This is a genomic window from Lachnoclostridium sp. Marseille-P6806, assembly GCF_900625025.1.
Classification (GTDB): Bacteria; Bacillota; Clostridia; order Lachnospirales; family Lachnospiraceae; genus CAG-791.
The window spans coordinates 533,691-556,709 of the sequence record NZ_LR130574.1 but is presented as its reverse complement, the minus strand read 5'-3'; the positions used below and the strand labels follow the sequence as shown (position 1 = coordinate 556,709).

The following is a 23,019-nucleotide window of genomic DNA, read 5'->3' as shown; positions in this document are numbered from 1 at the left end:
TCGGAGGAGGTGAAGCATGAGCAGCATGGAGGGTATGAATTACGCGCCGAAAGGGAAGCCGGCTCCGGTTGTCGCGCCGGGAGAGTTTGTCTTTGCCGCGATTGCGTTGGATCATGGACATATTTACGGCATGTGCAATGGTCTTATTGAGGCCGGAGCGGTTTTGAAGTGGGTGTATGACCCGGATCCGGAAAAGGTGAAAAATTTCTGCAGGGTGTTCTCGGGTGTGAAAGCTGCGGCTTCGGAACAGGAAATCTTTAATGACCCGGAGGTGAGGCTGGTCGCCTCGGCCGCCGTTACAGGGCTGCGCTGCGCGCTCGGTCTCAGGGTCATGGACGCCGGCAAGGATTATTTTACGGATAAAGCGCCACTGACCACTCTGGAGCAGCTCCGGCAGGCAAAAGCGAAAGTAAAGGAGACTGGCAGGAAATACATGGTTTATTACAGCGAGCGTATTCATGTCGAGGCCGCTGTGTTTGCCGGACAGCTCATAGAAGAGGGGGCCATCGGCAGGGTGATCCAGGTTCTGGGGCTGGGGCCCCATCGCTTGAGCGCGGCCACCCGCCCCGCATGGTTTTTTGAAAAAGAGAAATATGGCGGGATTCTGTGCGATATCGGGAGCCATCAGATAGAACAGTTCCTTTTTTATACCGGAGCCAGGGATGCCCGGGTTATCAGCAGTCAGGTCGCGAATTACGCTCATCCGGAATACCCTGAGCTGGAGGATTTCGGGGATGCCATGCTGCTGGGGGACAACGGCGCAGTACAGTATTTCCGCGTCGACTGGTTTACCCCGGACGGACTCAGAGCATGGGGGGACGGCAGGACGTTCGTTCTCGGGACCAAGGGCTATATCGAACTGAGGAAGTACATCAATGTCGGCGAGGAGGAATCCGCGAATCATGTTTTTCTTGTGAATGAGGAGGGAGAGCAGCACTTTGAAGTGACCGGGCAGGTGGGTTATCCCTATTTCGGCCAACTGATTCAGGACTGCATAAACCGCACGGAGAATGCCATGACGCAGGAGCATGCGTTCAAGGCGGCGGAGCTGAGCGTAAGAGCTGAGCTGCAGGCAGAGACGATTTCAAACTGGATCTGAGATGTGGCGTTTGAAAGCGGCCCGGTTGCTGTTCTGATATTTTTTGGGAGAGACGCCGACGCGCTCGGAAAAGGTTCTGCAGAAATTCGGATAATTATTAAATCCGGACAGCATGCAGGCATCCGTCACGCTGTGGCCGCCTTCCAGCAGTCCTTTGGCGAGATTGATTCGCTTATTCAGGATATACTGGCTCAGCGGGAGACCGGTGGTCTCCTTGAAGCGTCGGCTGATATAGGCGCCATTATGATAAAACCTCCGGGAAAGCTCAGAGAGGCTGAGAGGATCCGTGAGATTCTGATCGATGTAAAGCATGATGTCCTTGACTAGAACAGGCATGATGTCCGGCAGGGCGGATAGCTTTTCTGCCGAAGCAGAATAATACAGCTTGTTCAGCTTTACCAGAATCTGCAGAAGATAGGAGACCGCCAGAAGATCGTAGCCGAAATCTTTCTGATCCAGAGTGGCCTCCAGGTTTTTGGCCAGAACCAGAAATTCATGGAGATCCAGCCTGCTCAGTTGGATCAGATTGCGGGTGGAAACCGGCCTTTCCAGAAAGCAGTGCGCCAGATTGGTGTCGCCTGTCGAAAAGTCATGGAAGACAGAGGTCTTGATATTGATAACAATGCGGTCGTAGACGGACGAATCAATGAGGGAGGCCCGATGGTATTCATTGGGGCTGATAATCATCAGACTTCCCTCTTTCAGCCGGTAGCAGTGATCTTCTATATAGTAGTTGACAGACCCTTTCATCAGAATAAAAATTTCGCAGCCGTCGTGGAGATGATAATAGGGGAGAACAGCGATTCCGTATTGCTGGTGATTTTTGATTTTACAGTAAATGTTTTCTTCGATAGGTTCAAAAAGCCTTTTCACGCACCGCTCCTTTCCCCGCGGCAAATCCCTGCTTATCTCTGCACGCGGCCGGAGCTGTCTCCGTCGGCGAGCCTTAGAACCTCATCGATGGACACCATATTGAAATCTCCCTCGATGGAGTGCTTGAGGCAGGAGGCGGCCGCGGCAAATTCGATGGTGCGCCGGGAGTCATAGCCGTTTAAGCAGGCGCAGATCAGCCCGCCGCTGAAGCTGTCTCCGCCGCCCACGCGGTCCACGATGTGCATCCGATACGTCCTGCTGAAGCAGCAGGCGTTCCCGTCAAAGAGCATACCGGACCAGTTGTTGTCGCTTGCGGAGAGCGATTCCCGTAGTGTGATGGCTACCTTGGAGAAGCCGAAGCGATCGGCAAGCTGCCTTGCCACGTCCTCATATCCGCTGCGGTTCACTTCGCCTTTTGTCACGTCGGTGTCCGCGGCCCGGATGCCGAAAACATCGGCGGCATCCTCTTCGTTGGCGATGCAGACATCCACATAGCGGCAGAGCTCATCCATCACCCGGCCAGCTTTCTCCTTTGACCAGAGCTTATTTCGGTAGTTCAGATCACAGGAGACGGTAACGCCTGCTTTCCGGGCGGCCCTGCAGGCCTCCAGACAGATGGAGGCAAGCGTATCGTTCAGAGCCGGCGTGATTCCTGTAAAGTGGAACCATTCTGCGCCCTTAAAAATTTCGTCCCAGTTAAAATCGGAAGAGACGGCCTCTGCGATGGAGGAGCCGGCGCGGTCATAAATTACCTTGGAGGGTCGCTGGGAAGCGCCTTTTTCCAGAAAATATATGCCGACCCGGCTTCCGCCCCGGACGATACAGGAGGTATCCACGCCGTATTTTCTGAGGGAATTGACCGCCGCCTGACCGATTTCGTGCTTCGGGAGTCTGGTGACATACGTTACATCAAAACCGTAATTTGCGAGGGAAACTGCGACATTGGCCTCGCCGCCGCCATAGGTGGCGCCGAAAGAATCCGCCTGCACGAAGCGGAGGCAGCCCTCCGGTGCGAGACGCAGCATGATTTCTCCGAATGTGACGACTTTTTTCGACATAGTGCTCAGCCTCTCTTTTCTCTGACGATTGCTGCCGCTTCTCTGGTCAGCGCTGTAATTTTATCGAAATCACCGGCTTTTATGAGATCGTTTTTCACCATCCAGCTTCCGCCGCAGGCCAGAACCCGGTCAAAGGCGAGATAACTGCCGGCGTTTGCGGCGCTGATGCCCCCGGTGGGAAGGAAGCGCATGCCGGTGTAGGGAGCGGAGATGGCTTTGATATAGGCCAGACCGCCGGCCTGCTCTGCGGGGAAGAATTTGACGACGTCCAGACCGTATTCGATGGCCTGCTCCACCTCGCTGGGAGTCGCGCAGCCCGGGACGACGGGGATGCCCTTTTCCACGCAGTATCTGGCGATTTTCGGGTTCAGTCCGGGGCTTACGATGAACTTCGCACCGGCTGCTGCGGCACGGTCAACCTGCTCTGTGGTAAGCACGGTCCCCGCGCCGGTCAGCATGTCCGGGAACGTCTCTGTGATGCTGCGGATCGCTTCCTCGGCGGCGGCGGTGCGGAATGTTACCTCCGCGCAGGGGAGGCCGCCCTCACAGAGCGCTTTCGCGAGAGGCACCGCATCTGCCGGGGTGTCGAGCACTACGACCGGGACGATGCCGATCCGTCCGATTTTCTTTAAGATTTCGTTCATTCGCTTCCTCCGTTTTTGTAAAAGCTGTTCGCTGGCCGTATTCTCCGATATTATTATGCAGAGAATTGTTCCACGATATGAAATAGAATTTCGTAATATGGCCCGAATTTGATTTCAGCGTACTACGAACCACAAAAAAGTCAAGTAGAAAAAACGGAAATTCAGCAGCCTTTCCGACATTTTCTTGACTGTTGCGGCAAGAGAAAGGAAATGATAGTATTATTCCGCAATGTGAAACCTGTGATTACGGAGGAGAATTTACCTGCGGGAAATTCTCCTCGCGGATGCTGCGAAGAACGCGGCAAGGAGTGTAATTGTGGAAAACAAAAATCCGATACAGGTGGCGGCCAGGCTGTTTGATGTACTGGAACTCCTTTCTGAAAACGACCCTATGGGCCTTTTTGATATCAGCGCCCGTCTTGGCCTGAACAAGAGCACGGCGCACAGGATACTTTGCTCTCTGATTTATATGGGCTATGCCGTGCAGGAGGACGGACAATACCGGGCCAGCTTTAAGCTGGTGCAGCTTGCGGATGAGATCATGAGCCGGACGGACATTGTAAGGCTGGCGCATCCTTATCTCCGGCGGCTCATGGAGCAGGCGGGGGAGACGGTCCATCTGGTGCAGAGAGAGGGCGCAGGTGCCGTTTACATCGACAAGGTGGAATCCCGGGCCGACGGAATCCAGATGGTGTCACGGATTGGGAGAAAGATTCCTCTGTTCTGCTCGGGCGTGGGAAAGGCCATCGCGGCGGAGCTTTCGGAGGAAGAGCGGAGGGCTGTCTGGGAAAGCAGCGAAATCGTCCGACTTACACCCTATACGATTACGGATTACGGGCAGTTTCTTCATGAACTCGAAGAAACCAGAAAAAGGGGTTATGCGCTGGACAACGAGGAGAATGAAACGGGGGTCCGCTGCATTGCGGTCAGCCTCAGGGATTATGCCGGCAGGCCCCGTTATGCGCTCAGTATATCGGCGCCGGTGATGCGTATGGACAATGACCGCATCCGTGAGCTGTCGGGATATATCCTGAAAACCAGAGAAGAGATAGAAAAAAATTTCTGAGAGGAGCCTCGAAATATGAAACAGGTACGGGTCGGCGTCGTCGGCATAGGCAATATGGGAAGCGCTCATGCTGTCAGTATTTTTCAAGGGAAAGCCGGCGGTCTTTCTCTGGCTGCGGTGTGCGACATCAGCCGGAGCAGACGGGAATGGGCAGAGGCCGCATTCGACGGACGGGTAAAAATCTTTTCGGATTACCGGGAGCTCCTGAAAGATGGGGAGCTTGAGGCGGTGATCATTGCCACGCCCCATTTTCTGCATCCGGAGATAGCGGGAGCGGCATTGAAAGGCGGTTTCCATGTTCTGACGGAAAAACCGGCGGGAGTTTTTACTTCCGCGGTGCGCAGAATGAATGCGGCTGCGGCGGAGAGCGGCAAGGTATTTTCCATTATGCTGAACCAGCGAACTGACCCGCTGTTCCAGCGGCTTAAGGAGAGCATAGAGGAAGGCCGGCTGGGAGAAATCAAGAGCATGGTCTGGATTGTGAATAACTGGTACCGCACGCAGGCCTATTATGATTCAGGGAGCTGGCGGGGAACGTGGTCTGGGGAGGGGGGAGGCATTCTCATCAATCAGTGTCCCCACAATCTGGATATCTGGCAGTGGCTCATCGGTGTGCCGGACAGGATCCGGGCGGTCTGTAGAACGGCCCGGTACCATGATATTCAAGTGGAGGACGATGTTGCCATCTATGCGGAATACCAGAGTGGCGTCAGCGCCTGCTTTATCTCATCAACCGGAGAATATCCCGGGACAAACCGGCTGGAAATCAGCGGGAGCCGGGGGAAAGCGGTGGCGGAGAACGGAAAGCTCAGGCTGTATCTCATGGACTGCGATGAGAGAGAGCTGTGCCGAAGCTCGGAGCAGGCCATGCCGGAGCCCCCTGTGAGCTTTGAGGAATATGGGGAAGAGGAAACGGAGGATGGGCATATCCTGATTCTCAGAAACTTTGCAGCGGCCATCCGGAACGGAGAAAAGCTCATCGCGCCCGGAGAAGAAGGGCTGAACAGCCTCTGGATCAGCAATGCGGCCTATCTGTCGCAGTGGACCGGGGACTGGGTGGAGCTGCCGCTGAATGAGGTGTTGTTTGAGGCCCTCTTGAAAGAGCGGCAGGAGAGGGAAAAACAGGATTTCTCCGACGCGCTGCGGCATCAGAAAGAGGAGCCGCAGGAGGCAGCAGCGCGCGGCAGGGAGCCAGGGACATCGGATGAAGTTTATGAGAGGCGCTGGTCCGTCCGCTGGTAATTTCGGCCTGCGGCCGTCGGCGTTACGGTGCGGCGGCAGATGCTCCCGGCGGTCTGCGCCCTCCGTCCTCTACCTCCTGCCGGCCCTGCTCTTTCTGCCGGAATTTGCGGGCAAATTCACTGGGGGACAGGCCGTACTCCTTTTTGAAAGCGCGGAAAAAGGCCGAATAATCCCGGAAGCCGCACTGCAGGCAGGTCCGTGTGATGTCCGCGCCGCTAAGAATCGCGTTCCGGCTCATGGACAGGCGCTTTTTGATGATGTAGCGGTGGACCGGCAGCCCGAAATTCTGCTTGAAGATATGGGCAATGTGGTATTTGCTGACAAACAGGGCGTCGGCGATTTCGTCCAGCGTGAGCTCGCCGTCGATGTTGTTCTCAATATAAGAGAGCACATTCTCATAGAGCTCCTGCCCGCTCTTCTGGGAAGCGGGATTTTCCGCCTCATAGATTTTTCGGTTGAGGAACAGCACCAGCTCCCGGACGGACAGAGCGATCTGCTCCTCCTTTCCGAAACGCTCGAAGCGGAGCTCCTCCAGAAGCTCGATGACCCGGGCCTGCAGCGCGTTAAAGCTGAACGGATCGAAATGGAAGACGTACTTCCCGCTGTGGCGGCTGCATTCGGCGGCATAGCCGTAGTCCGGGGACAGGGACAGCAGATGGTCAAAAAACTGCCTTCCGATCCAGAAGATGAACCTCCGGTATGGGATAGAGGGATTGTGGACGACAGGGTAATGCGCCGTTCCCGGCGGAATGAGGATGATATCCCCGACGGTGAGGCGCTGGGTGCTGCCGCCGACGCAGATGGACATATCGCCGTCCAGAAAGATATAGAATTCATAGTAGCCGTGGCTGTGGGGAGCCACGGCTTTCATATTGATATCAGAGTAATAGTAGAGCTCAAAATCCCGGGACAGCATATACTGGCGGGACTGAAAGGAGGACTGCAGATTTTTTTTCATAGGAACCTCCATGCCGAAGCGCCCCTCAGCGAGGTACACGCCGCAGGTATCCTGCGCCGGCGCGCTGTTTGCCATGCTGTCCCTTTGCCTGCCAGCATGTTTCGTTTGTGAAAAAGGTCTGCTCAGGCGTTTTTTTCATCATATCCCGAAAGCGCAAGCTTTGCAATGTGAACAACAATCGCTCCAATGTCTTTTCCGGGGCGGGAGGGGCATAGTAGAAACAGAGGAAGCCGTCCGGGCCGGTGCGGCCCGTGAGGATGTTCAGGAGGAACAGAGATCAGGAGGAAGATAGATCAGGAGGGACAGGGATTATGGAGATGACATTGCGGTGGTACGGCTCTGCGTTCGACACGGTCAGTCTGGAGCAGATCCGGCAGATTCCCGGTGTGACGGGCGTGATTACGACGCTTTACGACAAGCAGCCCGGCGCGCTCTGGACGCAGGAGGAGATTCACGCCCTGAAAGAGGAGGTGGAGGCCGACGGGCTCCGGATCGCAGGCATTGAGAGTGTCAACGTGCATGACGAGATCAAGACCGGCGGGCCGGACAGAGACAGGTATATCGACAACTACATCCGCTGCCTTGAGGCGCTGGGCCGGGAGGACATTCATCTGGTGTGCTATAACTTCATGCCGGTGTTCGACTGGACCAGAACGGAGCTGGCCCGGGTCCGCCCCGACGGCTCCACGGTGCTTGCCTATAATCAGGCGGCGGTGGATGCGCTGGACCCGGAGAAGATGTTTGCCTCGATCGCCGCGGACACGAACGGCGCCGTCATGCCCGGCTGGGAGCCGGAGAGAATGGCCCGGGTGCGGGAGCTCTTCGAGCTGTACCGGGACATCGACGAGGAGAAGCTCTTTGAGAATCTGAAATATTTTCTGGAGAGAATCATGCCGGTGTGCGACCGCTATGATATCAACATGGCGATTCACCCGGATGACCCCGCATGGAGCGTGTTCGGTCTTCCCCGCATCATCACAAGCAAGGAGAACATTCTCCGGATGACCCGCATGGTGGACAATCCCCACAACGGCGTCACGTTCTGCTCCGGCTCCTACGGCACCAACCGGAACAACGATCTGCCGGATATGATACGTTCCCTGAAAGGAAGAATCCATTTTGCGCATGTGAGGAATCTGAAATTCAATTCGTCGGATGACTTTGAGGAGGCGGCGCACCTGTCCTCGGACGGGAGCTTCGATATGTATGAGATCATGAAAGCCCTGTATGATATCGGCTTTGAGGGCCCCATCCGCCCGGATCACGGCAGAATGATCTGGGGCGAGACGGCGATGCCGGGCTACGGTCTCTACGACCGGGCGCTGGGCGCGGCGTATCTGAACGGACTCTGGGAGGCAATCGACAAGAGCAGCCGGAGATCGGAGTGCGGCGGCAGAGCGGAAGGACATCATGAAGCTGAATGAAAACGGACTGAGAAACCGGGAGATTTGGGAGAGCAGGGGCTATGCGCTGCCGAAGTTTGACCGGGCGAAGATGATCGAGGAGACGAAAGAGAATCCGGTGTGGGTGCATTTCGGAGCAGGGAATATCTTCCGGGCGTTTCATGCCGCCGCCGCGCAGAAGCTTCTGAACGAGGGCATCATGGACAGAGGCATCATCGTGGCGGAGGGCTTTGATTACGAAATTATTGAAAAGGAGTACCGGCCGAATGACAATTACTCCATTCTGGTGACATTAAAGAGCGACGGAAGCATCGAACGGACCGTGGTGGGTTCCATCGCCGAGTCCTGTATTCTCGACAGCGGAAATGCTGCAGAATTCGGTCATTTGAGGGAAATCTTCCGGAAGGATTCCCTGCAGCTGTGCAGCTTTACCATCACAGAAAAGGGTTACCTGCTTGTGAACGCGGCCCGGGAGACGCAGCCCGCGGTACAGGCGGATTTTCAGAACGGGCCGGGCAGACCGGAGAGCTACATAGGCAAGGTGGCGGCGCTCCTGTACGAGCGCTTCCTCGCGGGAGCAAAGCCGGTCGCCATGGTGTCCACGGATAACTGCTCTCATAACGGAGACAGGCTGCACGCCGCCATGAGCGCCTTTGCGGAGGCGTGGGAGAGGAACGGCAGGGCAAAGGCCGGCTTTGCCGCCTATGTCAGTGACCGGACGAAAGTCTCTTTTCCGTGGAGCATGATCGACAAGATCACGCCCCGTCCGGATGCCTCCGTGGAGGAGCTTCTGAAGCGGGACGGGCTGGAGGAGCTGGAACCCGTGATCACATCCAAAAACACGTATGTGGCGCCCTTTGTCAACGCGGAGGAGACGGAATATCTTGTGATCGAGGATGCGTTTCCGAACGGGCGGCCGGCGCTCGAGAGAGCGGGCATCCTGTTCACGGACAGGGAGACGGTGGACAAGGTGGAGCAGATGAAGGTCTGCACCTGCCTGAATCCGCTGCATACCGCGCTGGCTGTCTTCGGCTGTCTTCTGGGCTATACCAGAATCAGCGAGGAGATGAGGGATGCGGAGCTCGTGAGCCTCGTGCGCGACATCGGCCGTGCGGAGGGGCTCCCAGTGGTCACGGACCCCGGAGTGCTGGATCCCGGAACGTTTCTTGACACGGTGCTGAACGTCCGGCTTCCCAATCCGTTCATGCCGGACACGCCGCAGAGGATCGCCTCGGATACCTCGCAGAAGCTCGCCATCCGTTTCGGGGAAACCCTCAAAAATTATAGGAAGACCGGGAGAGACCCGGCGCTCCTCCGGAAAATCCCGCTGGTTTTTGCGGGCTGGCTCCGCTATCTCATGGCGGTGGACGATGAGGGGGAGACGTTTGCGTTGAGTCCCGATCCGATGGTTCCGGATATTCTGGACTATGTGTCCGGCCTGAAGCTGGGAGAGCGCTTTGACCCCGAGCCGCTCCGGCCCCTGCTGGCCGATGCCTCTGTTTTCGGCGTGGATCTCTGGGAGTACGGGCTGGCGGAGCGGGTGCTCGGTTATCTGGAGGAGCTGACGGCCGGCGTACATGCGGTCCGGGAGACGCTGCGGAGGTATGCGTGAAGCGATGAAAGAGTTTATGGGGGAAGATTTTCTTCTTGATACGGAAACCGCGAAGCGCCTGTATGATGCTTACGCGAAAGACATGCCGATCATTGATTACCACTGCCACCTCTCCCCGCAGGAGATTTATGAGGATGTGCGCTTCGGCAGCATCACGGAGCTGTGGCTGGGAGCGGATCACTACAAGTGGCGTCAGATGCGCGCGAACGGGACGCCGGAGCGCTTTATCACCGGAAACGGAGATGATTTTGAAAAATTCCGCTGCTGGGCAAAGACGCTGGAGGCGGCGGTGGGGAATCCCTTGTATCACTGGAGCCATCTGGAGCTGAAGCGGTATTTCGGCTTCGGGGGACAGCTCTGCGAGGATAACGCCCGGGAGGTATGGGAGCTCTGCAATGAAAAGCTTCGCTCCCCGGAGATGTCGGCGAGAGGCCTGATCAGGAGCTCGCACGTAGAGCTTCTTTGCACCACCGACGACCCGGCGGACAGTCTGGAATATCACCGTAAGCTCCGGGAGGAGGACTTTTCCGTAAGAGTGCTCCCCGCGTGGCGTCCGGACCGGGCGATCGACATCGAGAAAGCGGATTATGCAGACTATATGAAGAAGCTCTCCGAGGTCAGCGGCGTGAGGATAGAGGGCTTTGCGGAGCTCCTTGAGGCGCTGCGGGCAAGGCTCCGGTTTTTTGCGGACAACGGCTGCAGCATTTCCGATCACGGCCTTGCGGGCGTCGTGTATGAGCCGGCCTCGTTTGAGGAGGCGGATCGGATCTTCCGGAAGAGGCTGGCCGGAGAGACGCTTTCCGGGTGTGAGCGCAGAAAGTTCCGGACGGTCCTCATGCTGGCGCTGGGAGAGGAATATGCGCAGCGGAACTGGGTGATGCAGCTCCACTATGGCGTGCAGCGGAATCTGAACCGCAGGCTTTTTGAGGCGCTGGGGCCGGACGCCGGGGCCGACGCCATCGGGGATCAGAGCTCTGCCGCAGAGCTGGGGCGGTATCTTGATGCGCTGGCGGAGAAAAGCTCTCTTCCGAAGACCATCGTCTATTCCCTGAACCCTGCGGACAACGCCGTGATCGATACGATCATCGGCTGCTTTCAGGACGACAGCGCCGTAGGCAAGCTCCAGCACGGCTCGGCGTGGTGGTTCAACGATCATCGGGTCGGCATGGAGGCGCATATGACCTCTCTCGCCAATTTGGGGCTCCTCGGCAATTTCATCGGGATGCTCACGGATTCGAGGAGCTTTCTGTCCTACACAAGGCACGAATATTTCCGCCGTATCCTGTGCGGCTTCATCGGCAGACTGGTGGAAAACGGGGAGTACCCCAATGACGAACGGCTGCTGCGGAAGCTCGTGGAGGGGATTTCGTACCGGAATGCAAAGCGGTATTTCGGCTTCTGAGGCGCCGCGTCAATATTGAAAAATTTGCTTTTTCAAGAGTCGACGGGGGGATTTTCAAGCGCCAGCAGGAAGCGCTTCCGCTCCAGCCCTCCGGCATAGCCGGTCAGCGACCCGTCCGCCCCGATGACCCGGTGGCAGGGGACGATGATGGAGATGGGATTATGCCCCACTGCGCCGCCCACAGCCCGGGCGGATGCGGGGGGCATATTTTTTTCGCGGGGGAGAGCGGCGGCGATATCACGGTAGCAGCTTGTCTGTCCGTAGGGGATGGCGAGCAGGCGCGACCAGACCTCGCGGCGGAACGCCGTCCCGCGCAGGAGGAGGGGCGGCGTGAAGTCTGGTTTCTCCCCGCGGAAGTAGATATCGAGCCAGCGGGCGGTCTGCGTAAAGACCGGGAGCTCTTTGGCAGCAGCGCCGTCCGCCAGATCGGCGGCAAAGTATTTTTGTCCGTCAAACCATAGTCCGGTGAGCGAGTTGCCGTCGCTCGCGAGGGTGATCGCGCCGAGCGGCGACCGGTAACGGCTGATATAGTCCATGAGTGGAGCCTCCTTTCCGTGTGCGTTTCTGCATTCTTTCCTAATTATCTGTTATTATTTTCCTATTATCCTATTATAAAGTGGAAGTTATAAGGTGGGGGGATAAAAAAGGAAGGTGTTCCCGGAATAATACGGACTACATAACGATTTATAGGAAAAACGCCTGCATAGCCTTTGTGCGTGGCGCATTTGTCAATAGCATAGAATATCGCTGAATCCCCTTCCTAAGAGTCAGAAAGGAAATGAACGATGTTTGAGAAAGTGAACCCTGCGCATCCCGACAAGCTCGGGTTCAAGACCGTGGATGAGAACGCCGAAGAATATATCATGGTGTGCGAGTAAAAATGACTGGCAGGGATATACGCTCCCGGGCGGTCATATGGAACCGGGAGAATCTTTCGTTGATGCGGTTACCCGTGAAATGAAAGAAGAAACAGGGTTAGACATAAAGAATCCTCGTCTTGTTGGCGTGAAGCAATTTCCAATCAAGGACGGACGGTATGTTGTTCTTCTGTTCAAGACTACCGAATTTAATGGGATGGTCGTATCTTCTGACGAGGGACAGATGGAATGGGTGGAAAGCAATCGCCTGTTAGAGATAAATACGGTCGATGATTTTGAAGACTTGATGCGGGTAATAAGCGATCCGGTTCTGACGGAATTTCAGTACATAGTCGATGAGGGTACATGGATAGTCTCCATAAAATAGCTTGCGAGTTTAAACAAATGATACTGAGAAATTTCAAAAAAGAAGATGCGCCGATTATAGCGGGGTGGCTTCAATCAGAAGATGAATTATATAAGTGGTCTGCCGACAGATTTAATAAGTATCCGCTTACGGGGGATGACATAAACGGAAACTATGCACCTCAAATTGAATCAGGACGTGGTTTTGTTATAGTCGATCCTTTGCTCAGAGGAAAAGGATACGGAAGAGAATTACTCAGGCTTGGGATAAGGTATGTAAGAGAACACCTTGCTACTTCAAGGATTGATTTGGGTGTATTTGAGAATAATGAGAGTGCGAGACATTGTTATGAAGCAGTAGGATTTACGAAGTATGCCAAGAGGGAATGCGAGATGCCGATAGGCACTTGGAACTGTATGGATATGGAGTTGTTTATAGAAAAAACGCTTGAAACAGAGCGCTTAATCCTGCGCCGCTGGGAAGAAAGCGATGCAGAGGATTTATACAAATATGCCAGTGATCCCGATGTGGGTCCGATTGCAGGGTGGCCGGCACATCAGAGTTTAGATGAAAGTCTGGATGTGATAAAAAATGTCTTCAACGGCAAAGAGGCTTATGCTGTCTGCCTGAAAGAAGACGGAAAGGCTATTGGGGCAATAGAACTGAAGCTGAACGGGCATACCGATATGACCGACCGGGATGACGAATGCGAGATGGGCTACTGGCTCGGAAAACCGTTCTGGGGTCAGGGCATTATGCCGGAAGCCGTGAAGGAAATGCCCTGTCATGCTTTTGAGGACTGTGGTATGCAGAAGGTCTGGATCGGCTATTACGAAGGCAATACCAAGTCCAAGCGCGTTCAGGAAAAATGCGGATTCAAGTATCAGTGGAAATCGGAGAATATGGATGTTCCGTTGATGCACGAAAAAAAGACAGGTCATGTGAGCCTGATAACGAAGGAAGATTGGCTTTCGTGGAAGCAAATCGGGAGTTGTGGGGGTAATCACAGTGAATGAATTTAACGAATACGTTCGTGAGGCTTTTTCCGCAGCCGGTGATATTGTCATAAAATCCATGATGGGCGGATATCTTGTATACCTCAATGGTAAGCTGATAGGTGACATTTGCGATAATGAACTTTTTTGAAGAGAACACCTACATCGGACAGGCTACTTGCAGATTCCGAACTGCGTTATCCGTATGAAGACTCAAAAACACGGATGCACGTATTCGACAGATTTGAGGATACAGATTTAATTGCAGAATTACTGGAAGGTATGTATGCAGAACTGCTCGAAAAGAAACCAAAGAAAGCCAAATGAGACTGATCAATTCCAGTTTCACAAGGAGAATGAAATGTACGCACAAACAGCCCTAAAACCGAATCCCTTACTCCGTAACGGTGCATATGGACACGTTTGCAGGGATGTGCAAAAATGCACACGGGGGTGTTCATCGTTAAGGGGTAGAAATAGGCTGCCGTTATGTTGTATCAAATTAGACACGGCAACAGAAAAAGCGAACATTGAGGAGCAAAAAGCGAACATTGAAAAGGAATTCACATCTAAAACTGCTTCTCATGTTTGCAAATTGTTAGATGCGTTTGGCTTCCGGAACATCTTCGGCAGATCGGATATTCAGGAAATCAGGCCAAATGCCCCGCTGCTCTGCGGCGGGGCATTTGGCTGTCAGAAGCCCGTTTCACGGTCTGCTTTCGTCCTTTGTAAAGTTTGTCATGGCGCCGTTTGGCGGATATGATAGAATCAAGCTGTCGGAAATTCTGAATACAGAAAAATGCTCGAATACGGAAAAGTGCCCGCATATAGGACAGGGCCCGAATACAGGAGAACAGGTCTATGGATGCGGATGAAAGCGTAAGACGTCCGGAGGAAACCGGCGCGGCGCCGGAGACGGGGACAGAACCGGCGGGTGAGAGCGGCGTCGTCGATACGGACTTTATCTATGAGAAGATCAAGCAAAGACCTCTGAACCGGAAAAAGCTCGCCCGCCGGACGGCGATCACGGCCTGCATGGCGGTTCTGTTCGGCGCGATCGCCTGTATGGTCTTTCTTCTCCTTGAGCCGTTTTTCAGCAATCTGATGAGCCCGAAGAGCACGGTGCGCACGATTTCCTTTCCCGAGGAGACGCAGCGGGAGGAGATGAAGCCGGAGGACATGATCGCGGACGATTCGGAATTTGCCTCGAGCGTGGCGAACGAAGCCGCGCAGGCCGCCGCGTCCGCGGTGGCGGCGCAGCAGGCGGCCAATTCGGTCGATGTCTCGCAGGTGGAGGCGCTGGTGAGGCAGATTCTCACGGAGCGCTCCACGGAAATATCGGATTACACAAGAACCTACAATCTTCTGAAAAGCATTGCGGGCGAGGCGGAAAAATCCGTGGTGGTCGTCACCGGCATCACCTCGGATTACGACTGGTTCAATGACGCCTACGAGACCTCCGGCAGAGTCTCCGGGGTGATTCTTGCGGACAACGGCGAAAAGCAGCTCATTCTGTGTCCGCTGAAAGCGGTCAAGGGGACAGACCGGATACGGGTCACCTTTTGCGACGGCTCGCAGCATACGGCGGAGCCTGTGGCGGAGGACAGCCTGTGTGGCCTTGTGGTGCTCGGAGTGAAGAATGCGGAGCTCTCTCAGGAGACGCTTTCCTCGATCGGGGCCTGTTCTCTCGGGAGCTCTGCGGCCTCGGACCTCTCCGGGACGCCGGTTATTTCCATCGGGGCGCCGAATGGGCAGCCGGGCACCATCAGCTGCGGCATCATCACGGGAAACGCGCCGAATCCGGATATCACGGACACGAAGCTCCGTCTTTTCACCACGGACATCTACGGGAGCACGGCCTCGTCGGGCGTCCTGATCGATCTGGGAGGCAAGGTCGTGGGGATCACCGATACCGGCTATAACCCGGCCGATATGCGCAACATGCTGAGCGCGATCGGGATCACGGAGCTTAAGCCGCTCATCGAAAAGCTGTCCAACGGGGAGAAACGCAGCTATTTCGGCGTGCACGGGAGTGACGTCACGCAGGCGGCGCATGAGGAGCAGGATATTCCCTACGGAGCGTATGTCCGCCGGACGGAAATGGATTCCCCCGCGATGGAGGCCGGCATTCAGAGCGGCGATATCATTACCATGTTCGCCGGGACGGAGATCAATGATTACGGAGGACTGTGCGCCGCGGTGCTCTCGGCCTCTCCGGGGAGCGCCGTCCGCGTGAAGCTCCTGCGCATGAGCATGTCCGGCGGCTATGAGGAGATCACGGTCACGGCGACGATAGGACAGATATGAACGAAAAGGTACTGCGCATCACCGAATACAACCGAATCATCGACCAGCTCATGCAGTGCGCGACCTCCGAGCCGGGGAGAGCGCTCTGCCGGGAGCTTGTGCCGCTGTGCACGCTTTCCGAGATCTCACGGGCGCAGGACGAGACGGAGGATGCGCTCTCGTATATCTTCCGCAAGGGCACGGTGAATTTCGGGGGAAACAGGGATTTTTCCTCCGCGTTCCGCGCACTCACGATCGGAGCGTCCTTAAGCGCGCCGGAGCTGCTTCATCTGGCGGCGTTTCTTGAGAATGTGGCCCTTGTCCGCGCCTACGGCAGGACCGGAACGGACGGGACGGAGGAGGAGCAGAGAGAGGGCGTGCGGGACACGGTCTTTGACCTCTTTGACTGCCTTGTGCCGATGACGCGCCTCGCCTCGGAGATTCGCCGCGTGGTGCTCTCTGAGGAGGATATCGCGGACGATGCGAGCCCGGAGCTCAAACGGATACGCCGCGGCATTCTGCAGGCCAATGAGAAAATCCACAGCCAGCTTCAGCGGATGGTGAACGGGAGTGCTTCCGTCTATCTGCAGGACAGCATCATCACGACCCGGGACGGCCGCTACTGCCTCCCGGTCAAGGCCGAGAACAAGAGTCAGGTGCCGGGCATCGTTCACGATCAGTCCTCGACGGGCTCCACGCTCTTCATCGAGCCGGCGGCGGTGGTCGAGCAGAACAACGCGATCCGCGCGCTGGAAATCGAGGAGACGAGGGAAATCGAGCGCATCCTTGCCGAGCTGTCGGCGCAGGCGGGCGAGCACCTGATGGAGCTGCGGGACAATGCGAAAAACATGACGGCGCTGGATTTCATCTTTGCCCGCGCCTCTCTTGCAGCCGCGCAGAACGCCTCGCGTCCGGTATTCAACGAGGAGGGGCGCATCGCGCTCCGCAAGGCGAGGCACCCGCTCATCGACCCGAAGCGGGTTGTGCCGACCGACATCGCGCTGGGCGCGGATTTCAGCATGGTGGTCATCACGGGGCCGAATACGGGGGGAAAAACCGTGACGCTCAAGACCGTGGGGCTTCTGGAGCTCATGGGGATGGCCGGGCTCCATATACCGGCGGGGGACCGGAGCGAGCTTGCGCTGTTCCGGGAGGTGTACGCCGATATCGGCGACGAGCAGAGCATCGAGCAGAACCTCTCCACGTTCAGCGCGCATATGACTTCGATTGTCGATATTCTCCGCCGGGCGGACCGGGCATGTCTGTGCCTCTTTGACGAGCTGGGAGCCGGGACGGACCCCGCGGAGGGCGCGGCTCTCGCCATTTCGATCCTGAATTATATGCACGTCCGCGGGATCCGAACGCTGGCCACCACGCATTACAGCGAGCTCAAGGTTTACGCCATGCGCACCGAGGGCGTCATGAACGCGAGCTGCGAGTTCGATGTCGAGACGCTTCAGCCGACCTATCACCTGATCATGGGCGTCGCCGGCAAGTCCAATGCCTTTGCCATCTCGTCCAAGCTGGGACTTCCGAAGTACATCATCGAGACGGCGCGGGAGCAGCTCAGCCAGGAAACCCGCAATTTTGAGGATCTTCTCGGGGAGCTCGAGGACAGCCGGCGCAGCGCGGAGAAGCTGAAAGACGAGGCGGAGGAGCTCCGGAAGCAGCTTGAAAGACGGGAAAAGGAAATTGCGAACCGGGAGCAGCTCTTTGAAAAGCGCAGAGAGGCGCTGCTCCAAAAGGCAAATGAACAGGCGCGGGACATTCTCGCGGAGGCAAAAAAGGAGGCGGACGAGGCGATCTCCGAGCTTCGGCGCGCCTCGCTCTCAGGAGGAGACGGACGGCACGCGGACACCGCGCAGATGGAAAGAATTCGCTCGTCCCTCCGGGGAAAGGTTTCCTCCCGGAATGAAAAGCTGCAGTACAGGGCGGAGAAAGAACGAAAGGGACACGTCCGGGCGGAGGAGCTGGTGCTCGGCGACCGGGTACGGATCCTGTCGATGGGACTCTCCGGGACGGTTTCGTCTCTCCCGGACAAGAAAGGAAAACTGTTCGTGCAGTGCGGCATCATCCGGACGCAGACGCAGATAGACGAGATTGAGCTGATCCCGGAGGACGCTGCGGGACACGCGCTTTCCGGGGCGGAGAGGCGGCAGCGCGGCTTTCGGAACGGGGGAGGACAGAGGACGGAGAGTGCATCCCGGGGAGAGATGGACCTGTCGCGCTCCTCCGGTATCTCGGCGGAGATCAATCTCCTTGGCATGACGACGGACGAGGCCGTCATGCAGCTCGATAAATATCTGGACGATGCGAGAATGTCCCACCTCCGCAGCGTCCGCGTGGTACACGGAAAGGGAACCGGAGCACTCCGCGGCGCGGTGCAGAATTATCTGCGCCGGCAGAAATGGGTCAAGGCCTACCGGCTCGGAGACTTCGGCGAGGGCGATGCCGGCGTGACCATCGTCACGCTGGACTGACAGGGGCCTCGGAACACCCAAAATGCTTCGGCATGAGGATTACTATGATGGCAGCAAAACAGAAAATACTGATTGTGGATGACGACGCCAATATCGCGGAGCTGGTGAGCCTGTATCTGGTCAAGGAATGCTATGACACCCGCATCGTCGGCGACGGGGAGTCGGCGCTCGAGGCGGCGGTGAGCTACGCCCCCAATCTGATTCTCCTTGACCTGATGCTGCCCGGAGTCGACGGCTATCAGGTCTGCCGCGAGCTCCGGACAAAAAGTCAGGTGCCGATCATCATGATGTCGGCCAAGGGAGAGGTATTCGATAAGGTGCTCGGGCTGGAGCTCGGCGCGGATGACTACATCGAAAAGCCCTTTGACACCAAGGAAATGGTCGCGCGGGTCAAGGCGGTGCTGCGGCGGAGCCGCCCGCAGAACGCCGCCCTGCCGGAGCAGGAGGAGAAGATCGTGAGCTATGCGAAGCTTACAATCAACCTCACGAACTATTCGGTGCTCTATCAGGGCCGCCCGGTGGAGATGCCGCCGAAAGAGCTGGAGCTTCTGTACTTCCTCGCCTCCGCGCCGAACCGGGTGTTTACGAGGGAGCAGCTTCTCGATCAGATCTGGGGCTATGAATACATCGGGGACACGCGGACGGTCGATGTCCATATCAAGCGGATCCGGGAGAAGATCAACGACCATACGAGCTGGAGAATTACGACAATCTGGGGGATCGGCTATAAATTCGAGACGATGGGCTGATGAAAAAGACTCTGTATCTGAAATTCATATTTGCCTATCTGCTTTTCGCAGTGTTCGGCTTCATTGTGGTTGCGACCTTTGTCTCGAGCATGACCACGGAGTACGAGAGACGGGAGACGGCAGATGACATGTACCGTGAGGCGACGCTGATCGCCAATACCTATGCGGCGGATCTCTACAATTCCGAGACTTCGTTGGATTCCGTGCAGCGTCAGCTGAGGTCGATCGGCACCTTTCTCGGGGCAGAGATCTGGATTCTCAACCCGTCGGGACGCATGGTGGCGAGCTCGGCGGAGCCGGTGGACCCGTCGGCGGAGCTCTATGTCGAGGGCTTTGACCCGGGAGCGGCCGGTGACGCGCAGTATGTGGTCGGCGATTTTTTCGGCCAGTTTGACGCGCCGCAGCTCTCCGTATCGGCACCGATCACCGGAGGCTACCGGATCAAGGGCTATGTCTGCATCCATATGCCGTATTCCCGGATCGTGAAATCGGTGAACAGCCTGCTGAATATCTCCTATCTGGAGCTGGTGGTGCTGTTTCTTCTTTCTCTGATTATCCTGATCTTCTTTACGGAAATGATTTACCGTCCGCTGCGCAGGATCACGACGGCGACGGAGCAGTATGCCGCCGGAAACATGCACTATCGTTTTTCGCTCGACAGCGAGGACGAGATGGGGTATCTCGCCGCCTCGCTGAGCTATATGGCGGCGGAGATCGCGCGACAGGAGGACGACCAGAAAAAGTTCATCGCGAATATTTCCCATGATTTCCGCTCGCCGCTGACCTCGATCAAGGGATTTCTCGAGGCGATGCTGGACGGCACGATTCCGCCGGAAATACATGAAAAATATCTCGGCGTCGTGCTGAATGAGACAAACCGCCTCACCAAGCTGACGAACGGACTGCTTGCCCTCAACAATCTGAGCGCTTCGGGACTGCTGCTGAACCGCAGAGATTTTGACATCAACCGGATGATCCGCGGCGTGGCGGAATCCTTTGAGCAGACCTGCCGTCTCCGCCGGGCCGCTATCGAGCTGGTATTGACCGGCGAGGCACTCTATGTGAATGCCGACGAAGAGAGGATTCAGCAGGTTCTTTACAATCTCGTGGACAATGCGATCAAGTTCAGTCATCATGACAGCGTGATCCGCATCGAGACGACGGAGAAGCACAGCAAGATCTTTATCTCCGTAAAAGACAGCGGAATCGGCATCCCCAAGGAGGATCAGAAGCAGATCTGGGAGCGCTTTTACAAGACCGACCTCTCGCGGGGCAAGGACAAGACCGGGACAGGGCTGGGGCTTTCCATTGTGCGCGAAATCATCCGGGCGCATGGGGAGAACATCAACCTCATCAGCACGGAGGGCGTCGGCAGCGAGTTTATCTTCTCTCTGCCCCGCTCAGCCAAAAATGACGAGCTTGAGGACTGACGGGCGCCGTTCGCGGCGGACCGCAGCGGGGGAGTGACGATGCACATTGTTCTGTATCAGCCGGAGATTCCCAGCAACACCGGCAACATCGGCCGCAGCTGTGCGGCGACGGGCGCGGCGCTCGACCTCATTGAGCCGCTGGGCTTTCTTCTGAATGACAAGACGGTGCGGCGCGCCGGGATGGATTACTGGGAGGCGCTGGAGCTCCACCGCCACGTCAATTATGAGCGCTTTATGCAGAGTATGGAGGCGCACCGCGCGGAGCATTCGGATGCGAAGCTCTGGTTTGCGACAACAAAGGCGAAGCGGATGTATACCGAGGCCTCGTTCGGAGCGAAAGATTTTATTATGTTCGGCCGGGAAAGCGCGGGGATCCCCGAGGAAATTCTTGCGGAGAACGAGCCGCAGTGCATCCGTATTCCGATGGGGAGCGGCGTCCGCTCGCTCAATCTGGCCAATTCCGTGGCGATTGTCCTGTACGAGGCGCTGCGGCAGAATGATTTTGCCGGTCTTGTGCGGGAGGGCGAGCTGCACAGACTTCACTGGCGCGCGTAAAACGGCCGTGCTATGATAGTACAAAGTTTTCCGGGAGGGCGAGCATTATGGATTCGACAGATGAAAAGATTTTGAATGTCATTGAGAAGAACAGCCGCATCAATACCAGAGATCTGGCGGTCATGCTCGGGACGGAGGAGATCGACGTTCTGAACAAGCTCCAGAGAATGGAGGAGAACGGGATCATCTGCGGCTACCACACCATGATCGACTGGGACAGGACGGAGGTCGACCGGGTTACGGCGATGATTGAGGTGCATGTCACACCGCAGCGCGGGCAGGGTTTTGACAAGATTGCCGAGCGCATCTACAAGTACCCGGAGGTGGAATCGGTCTATCTGATTTCCGGCGGCTGTGATCTGATGGTTACGCTGGCGGGCAAGACGTTCAAGGAGGTGGCGCTTTTTGTCACGTCCAAGCTGTCCACGCTGGATACGGTGACCGGGACACAGACCTCATATGTCCTGAAAAAGTACAAGGATCACGGAACCATTCTGGCAAAACCGGAAGAGGATAAAAGGGAGATGATCACGCCGTGAGAGCCGACGAAAATGAAAATATGATAAACGGAAAGCAGGCGGAGCGCCCGGATGTGGCGGGAGCGCTGTCGGAGAAAACCGTCGCGCTTAAGCCCTCGGGGATCCGCAGGTTCTTTGACATCGTCAGCGAAATGAAAGACGCCATCTCCCTCGGCGTCGGCGAGCCCGATTTTGAGACGCCGTGGCATATCAGGGACGAGGGCATTTACTCGCTCGAAAAGGGCAGAACGTTCTATACCTCCAATTCCGGCCTCAAGGAGCTTCGGCAGTCCATAACGAATTATCTCAGTCGGACGCAGGGAATCGCCTACGACCCCATGAGCGAGGTTCTCATCACCGTCGGCGGCTCGGAGGCCATCGATCTGATGTTCCGCGCGATGATCAATGCGGGCGACGAGGTTTTGATCCCCCAGCCAAGCTATGTGTCCTATGAGCCCTGCGCGATTCTGGCGGATGCGAAGCCGGTGATCATTAATCTGAAAGCGGAAAACCTGTTCCGCCTTACGCCGGAGGAGCTGGAGGCGGCCTGTACGGAGCGCTCGAAGATTCTGGTTCTGCCGTTCCCGAACAATCCGACCGGTGCGATCATGACGAGAGAGGATCTGGAGGCGCTCGTTCCGGTCATTGAGAAGCGTAATCTGTTTGTGCTGTCGGATGAGATATACGGCGAGCTGACCTATGCGGGGAAGCATGTTTCGATTGCCGCCCTCCCGGGGATGCGGGACAGAACCGTTCTTGTGAACGGCTTTTCAAAGGCCTATGCGATGACGGGGTGGAGACTGGGCTATGCCTGCGGCCCGCGGGAGCTGATCCATCAGATGACGAAGATTCACCAGTATGCGATCATGTGCGCGCCGACTACCTCGCAGTACGCGGCCATCGAGGCGCTCGACAAAGGCGACGCCGATGTGGAGATGATGCGGGAATCGTACAATGAGCGCCGCCGCTACGTGGTGAATGAGCTCCGGGGCATGGGCATTCCGGTCTTTGAGCCGGAGGGGGCCTTTTATGTTTTCCCGGATGTTTCGGAGTTTGCCATGAGCAGCGAGGAGTTTGCGACAAGACTGCTGAAAGAGAAAAAGGTCGCGATCGTGCCGGGGACGGCGTTCGGCGACTGCGGGGAGGGGTTCCTGCGGATTTCCTACGCCTATTCCATCGAGAATCTGAAAAAGGCGCTGGGAAGACTGGGAGAATTCGTGGCGGAGCTGCGTTCACAGTCTGTTCATATTTAATTTAATAATTCTTCAAAACAGACACAAACTTTGTACACGATTGAAAAGTAATATATAACCATAAGATACAGCAAGGGAACCAAAGCCCACATCGAGGTTCGTTTTACTAATAACTTTTTCATAATATTGCCGGGTGTCCGCAAGGATATCCGGCATCCTCCCTTTTATGGGA

19 protein-coding genes and 1 pseudogene are annotated in these 23,019 nt (G+C 56.4%); 15 read left to right on the top strand and 5 right to left on the bottom strand.

Annotated elements, in window-relative coordinates; genetic code table 11:
* Window positions 1-16 precede the first annotated feature (16 nt).
* Window positions 17-1,099: a Gfo/Idh/MocA family protein gene (locus E0E20_RS02395; RefSeq protein WP_130836450.1), complete on the top strand. Its 1,083-nt coding sequence runs from the start codon at window positions 17-19 to the stop codon at window positions 1,097-1,099.
* Here E0E20_RS02395 and E0E20_RS02390 read toward each other — a convergent pair.
* From E0E20_RS02390 to E0E20_RS02380, 3 genes and pseudogenes are all read right to left on the bottom strand, one after another.
* Window positions 1,085-1,972, bottom strand: coding sequence for an AraC family transcriptional regulator (locus E0E20_RS02390; RefSeq protein ID WP_130836449.1), 888 nt, complete (start codon window positions 1,970-1,972; stop codon window positions 1,085-1,087). The two genes, E0E20_RS02395 and E0E20_RS02390, sit on opposite strands and share 15 nt — an antisense overlap.
* A 32-nt stretch (window positions 1,973-2,004) precedes the next feature.
* The gene (locus tag E0E20_RS02385) at window positions 2,005-3,030 is read right to left on the bottom strand and encodes a sugar kinase (RefSeq protein WP_130836448.1); all 1,026 of its coding nucleotides are present in this window, start codon (window positions 3,028-3,030) and stop codon (window positions 2,005-2,007) included.
* A 29-nt stretch (window positions 3,031-3,059) separates the two neighbouring features.
* Window positions 3,060-3,674, bottom strand: a pseudogene (locus E0E20_RS02380) (bifunctional 4-hydroxy-2-oxoglutarate aldolase/2-dehydro-3-deoxy-phosphogluconate aldolase); the annotation flags it as partial.
* Window positions 3,675-3,990: 316 nt separating this feature from the next.
* Here E0E20_RS02380 and E0E20_RS02375 point away from each other — a divergent pair.
* Both E0E20_RS02375 and E0E20_RS02370 read left to right on the top strand, forming a co-directional pair.
* Complete coding sequence (locus tag E0E20_RS02375; protein WP_130836446.1) at window positions 3,991-4,740, top strand: IclR family transcriptional regulator; 750 nt, start codon at window positions 3,991-3,993, stop codon at window positions 4,738-4,740.
* A gap of 15 nt (window positions 4,741-4,755) precedes the next feature.
* Window positions 4,756-5,982, top strand: coding sequence for a Gfo/Idh/MocA family protein (locus E0E20_RS02370; RefSeq protein ID WP_130836445.1), 1,227 nt, complete (start codon window positions 4,756-4,758; stop codon window positions 5,980-5,982).
* A 22-nt stretch (window positions 5,983-6,004) separates the two neighbouring features.
* Here the strand turns inward: E0E20_RS02370 and E0E20_RS02365 are convergent, their stop codons facing one another.
* Window positions 6,005-7,015 (bottom strand): helix-turn-helix domain-containing protein, encoded by a 1,011-nt coding sequence (locus E0E20_RS02365; RefSeq protein WP_242622615.1) that lies wholly within the window; start codon window positions 7,013-7,015, stop codon window positions 6,005-6,007.
* Between the two features lie 236 nt (window positions 7,016-7,251).
* Here E0E20_RS02365 and uxuA point away from each other — a divergent pair, with 236 nt between their 5' ends.
* From uxuA to uxaC, 3 genes are read left to right on the top strand one after another with little or no spacing between them, the layout of a single operon-like run.
* On the top strand, window positions 7,252-8,364 hold the full coding sequence (gene uxuA / locus E0E20_RS02360; protein WP_130836444.1) for a mannonate dehydratase: 1,113 nt from the start codon (window positions 7,252-7,254) through the stop codon (window positions 8,362-8,364).
* A complete protein-coding gene (locus tag E0E20_RS02355) occupies window positions 8,351-9,955 on the top strand; it encodes a mannitol dehydrogenase family protein (RefSeq protein ID WP_130836443.1) in 1,605 nt (534 codons plus the stop codon). The genes uxuA and E0E20_RS02355 overlap by 14 nt, the downstream gene beginning before the upstream one ends.
* 4 nt (window positions 9,956-9,959) lie before the next feature.
* Window positions 9,960-11,357: a glucuronate isomerase gene (gene uxaC, locus E0E20_RS02350; protein WP_130836503.1), complete on the top strand. Its 1,398-nt coding sequence runs from the start codon at window positions 9,960-9,962 to the stop codon at window positions 11,355-11,357.
* A 32-nt stretch (window positions 11,358-11,389) separates the two neighbouring features.
* Here the strand turns inward: uxaC and E0E20_RS02345 are convergent, their stop codons facing one another.
* Window positions 11,390-11,893, bottom strand: coding sequence for a methylated-DNA--[protein]-cysteine S-methyltransferase (locus E0E20_RS02345; protein WP_130836442.1), 504 nt, complete (start codon window positions 11,891-11,893; stop codon window positions 11,390-11,392).
* Window positions 11,894-12,272: 379 nt separating this feature from the next.
* On the opposite strand from E0E20_RS02345, the gene E0E20_RS02340 reads away from it, so the two are divergent.
* The 9 genes from E0E20_RS02340 (at window position 12,273) to E0E20_RS02290 (ending at window position 22,847) form a co-directional block, all read left to right on the top strand.
* Window positions 12,273-12,602: an NUDIX domain-containing protein gene (locus E0E20_RS02340; RefSeq protein WP_242622614.1), complete on the top strand. Its 330-nt coding sequence runs from the start codon at window positions 12,273-12,275 to the stop codon at window positions 12,600-12,602.
* A gap of 17 nt (window positions 12,603-12,619) precedes the next feature.
* Window positions 12,620-13,597 carry a GNAT family N-acetyltransferase gene (locus tag E0E20_RS02335; RefSeq protein WP_165443942.1) on the top strand — a complete coding sequence of 326 codons (978 nt, stop codon included), beginning with the start codon at window positions 12,620-12,622 and terminating at the stop codon, window positions 13,595-13,597.
* An 840-nt stretch (window positions 13,598-14,437) separates the two neighbouring features.
* Window positions 14,438-15,883: a S1C family serine protease gene (locus E0E20_RS02320; protein ID WP_130836439.1), complete on the top strand. Its 1,446-nt coding sequence runs from the start codon at window positions 14,438-14,440 to the stop codon at window positions 15,881-15,883.
* A complete protein-coding gene (locus E0E20_RS02315; protein ID WP_130836438.1) occupies window positions 15,880-18,342 on the top strand; it encodes an endonuclease MutS2 in 2,463 nt (820 codons plus the stop codon). The genes E0E20_RS02320 and E0E20_RS02315 overlap by 4 nt, the downstream gene beginning before the upstream one ends.
* 47 nt (window positions 18,343-18,389) lie before the next feature.
* Window positions 18,390-19,091, top strand: coding sequence for a response regulator (locus E0E20_RS02310; protein WP_130836502.1), 702 nt, complete (start codon window positions 18,390-18,392; stop codon window positions 19,089-19,091).
* Window positions 19,091-20,521: a sensor histidine kinase gene (locus E0E20_RS02305; protein WP_130836437.1), complete on the top strand. Its 1,431-nt coding sequence runs from the start codon at window positions 19,091-19,093 to the stop codon at window positions 20,519-20,521. Before E0E20_RS02310 ends, E0E20_RS02305 begins: the two co-directional genes overlap by 1 nt.
* A gap of 39 nt (window positions 20,522-20,560) precedes the next feature.
* On the top strand, window positions 20,561-21,076 hold the full coding sequence (locus tag E0E20_RS02300; RefSeq protein WP_130836436.1) for a tRNA (cytidine(34)-2'-O)-methyltransferase: 516 nt from the start codon (window positions 20,561-20,563) through the stop codon (window positions 21,074-21,076).
* 47 nt (window positions 21,077-21,123) lie between these two features.
* Window positions 21,124-21,615, top strand: a complete 492-nt coding sequence (locus E0E20_RS02295) for an Lrp/AsnC family transcriptional regulator (protein WP_130836435.1) — start codon at window positions 21,124-21,126, stop codon at window positions 21,613-21,615.
* Window positions 21,616-21,668: 53 nt separating this feature from the next.
* Window positions 21,669-22,847: a pyridoxal phosphate-dependent aminotransferase gene (locus tag E0E20_RS02290; protein ID WP_242622623.1), complete on the top strand. Its 1,179-nt coding sequence runs from the start codon at window positions 21,669-21,671 to the stop codon at window positions 22,845-22,847.
* The last annotated feature ends 172 nt before the right edge of the window (window positions 22,848-23,019 follow it).

Coding starts and splice junctions, on each gene's coding strand:
- E0E20_RS02305 (WP_130836437.1), top strand. CDS start 19,091: ATGAAAAAGACTCTGTATCTGAAATTCATATTTGCCTATCTGCTTTTC.
- E0E20_RS02320 (WP_130836439.1), top strand. CDS start 14,438: ATGGATGCGGATGAAAGCGTAAGACGTCCGGAGGAAACCGGCGCGGCG.
- E0E20_RS02335 (WP_165443942.1), top strand. CDS start 12,620: ATGATACTGAGAAATTTCAAAAAAGAAGATGCGCCGATTATAGCGGGG.
- E0E20_RS02295 (WP_130836435.1), top strand. CDS start 21,124: ATGGATTCGACAGATGAAAAGATTTTGAATGTCATTGAGAAGAACAGC.
- uxaC (WP_130836503.1), top strand. CDS start 9,960: ATGAAAGAGTTTATGGGGGAAGATTTTCTTCTTGATACGGAAACCGCG.
- E0E20_RS02340 (WP_242622614.1), top strand. CDS start 12,273: ATGGAACCGGGAGAATCTTTCGTTGATGCGGTTACCCGTGAAATGAAA.
- E0E20_RS02365 (WP_242622615.1), bottom strand. CDS start 7,015: ATGGCAAACAGCGCGCCGGCGCAGGATACCTGCGGCGTGTACCTCGCT.
- uxuA (WP_130836444.1), top strand. CDS start 7,252: ATGGAGATGACATTGCGGTGGTACGGCTCTGCGTTCGACACGGTCAGT.
- E0E20_RS02300 (WP_130836436.1), top strand. CDS start 20,561: ATGCACATTGTTCTGTATCAGCCGGAGATTCCCAGCAACACCGGCAAC.
- E0E20_RS02345 (WP_130836442.1), bottom strand. CDS start 11,893: ATGGACTATATCAGCCGTTACCGGTCGCCGCTCGGCGCGATCACCCTC.
- E0E20_RS02395 (WP_130836450.1), top strand. CDS start 17: ATGAGCAGCATGGAGGGTATGAATTACGCGCCGAAAGGGAAGCCGGCT.
- E0E20_RS02315 (WP_130836438.1), top strand. CDS start 15,880: ATGAACGAAAAGGTACTGCGCATCACCGAATACAACCGAATCATCGAC.
- E0E20_RS02310 (WP_130836502.1), top strand. CDS start 18,390: ATGGCAGCAAAACAGAAAATACTGATTGTGGATGACGACGCCAATATC.
- E0E20_RS02385 (WP_130836448.1), bottom strand. CDS start 3,030: ATGTCGAAAAAAGTCGTCACATTCGGAGAAATCATGCTGCGTCTCGCA.
- E0E20_RS02355 (WP_130836443.1), top strand. CDS start 8,351: ATGAAGCTGAATGAAAACGGACTGAGAAACCGGGAGATTTGGGAGAGC.
- E0E20_RS02370 (WP_130836445.1), top strand. CDS start 4,756: ATGAAACAGGTACGGGTCGGCGTCGTCGGCATAGGCAATATGGGAAGC.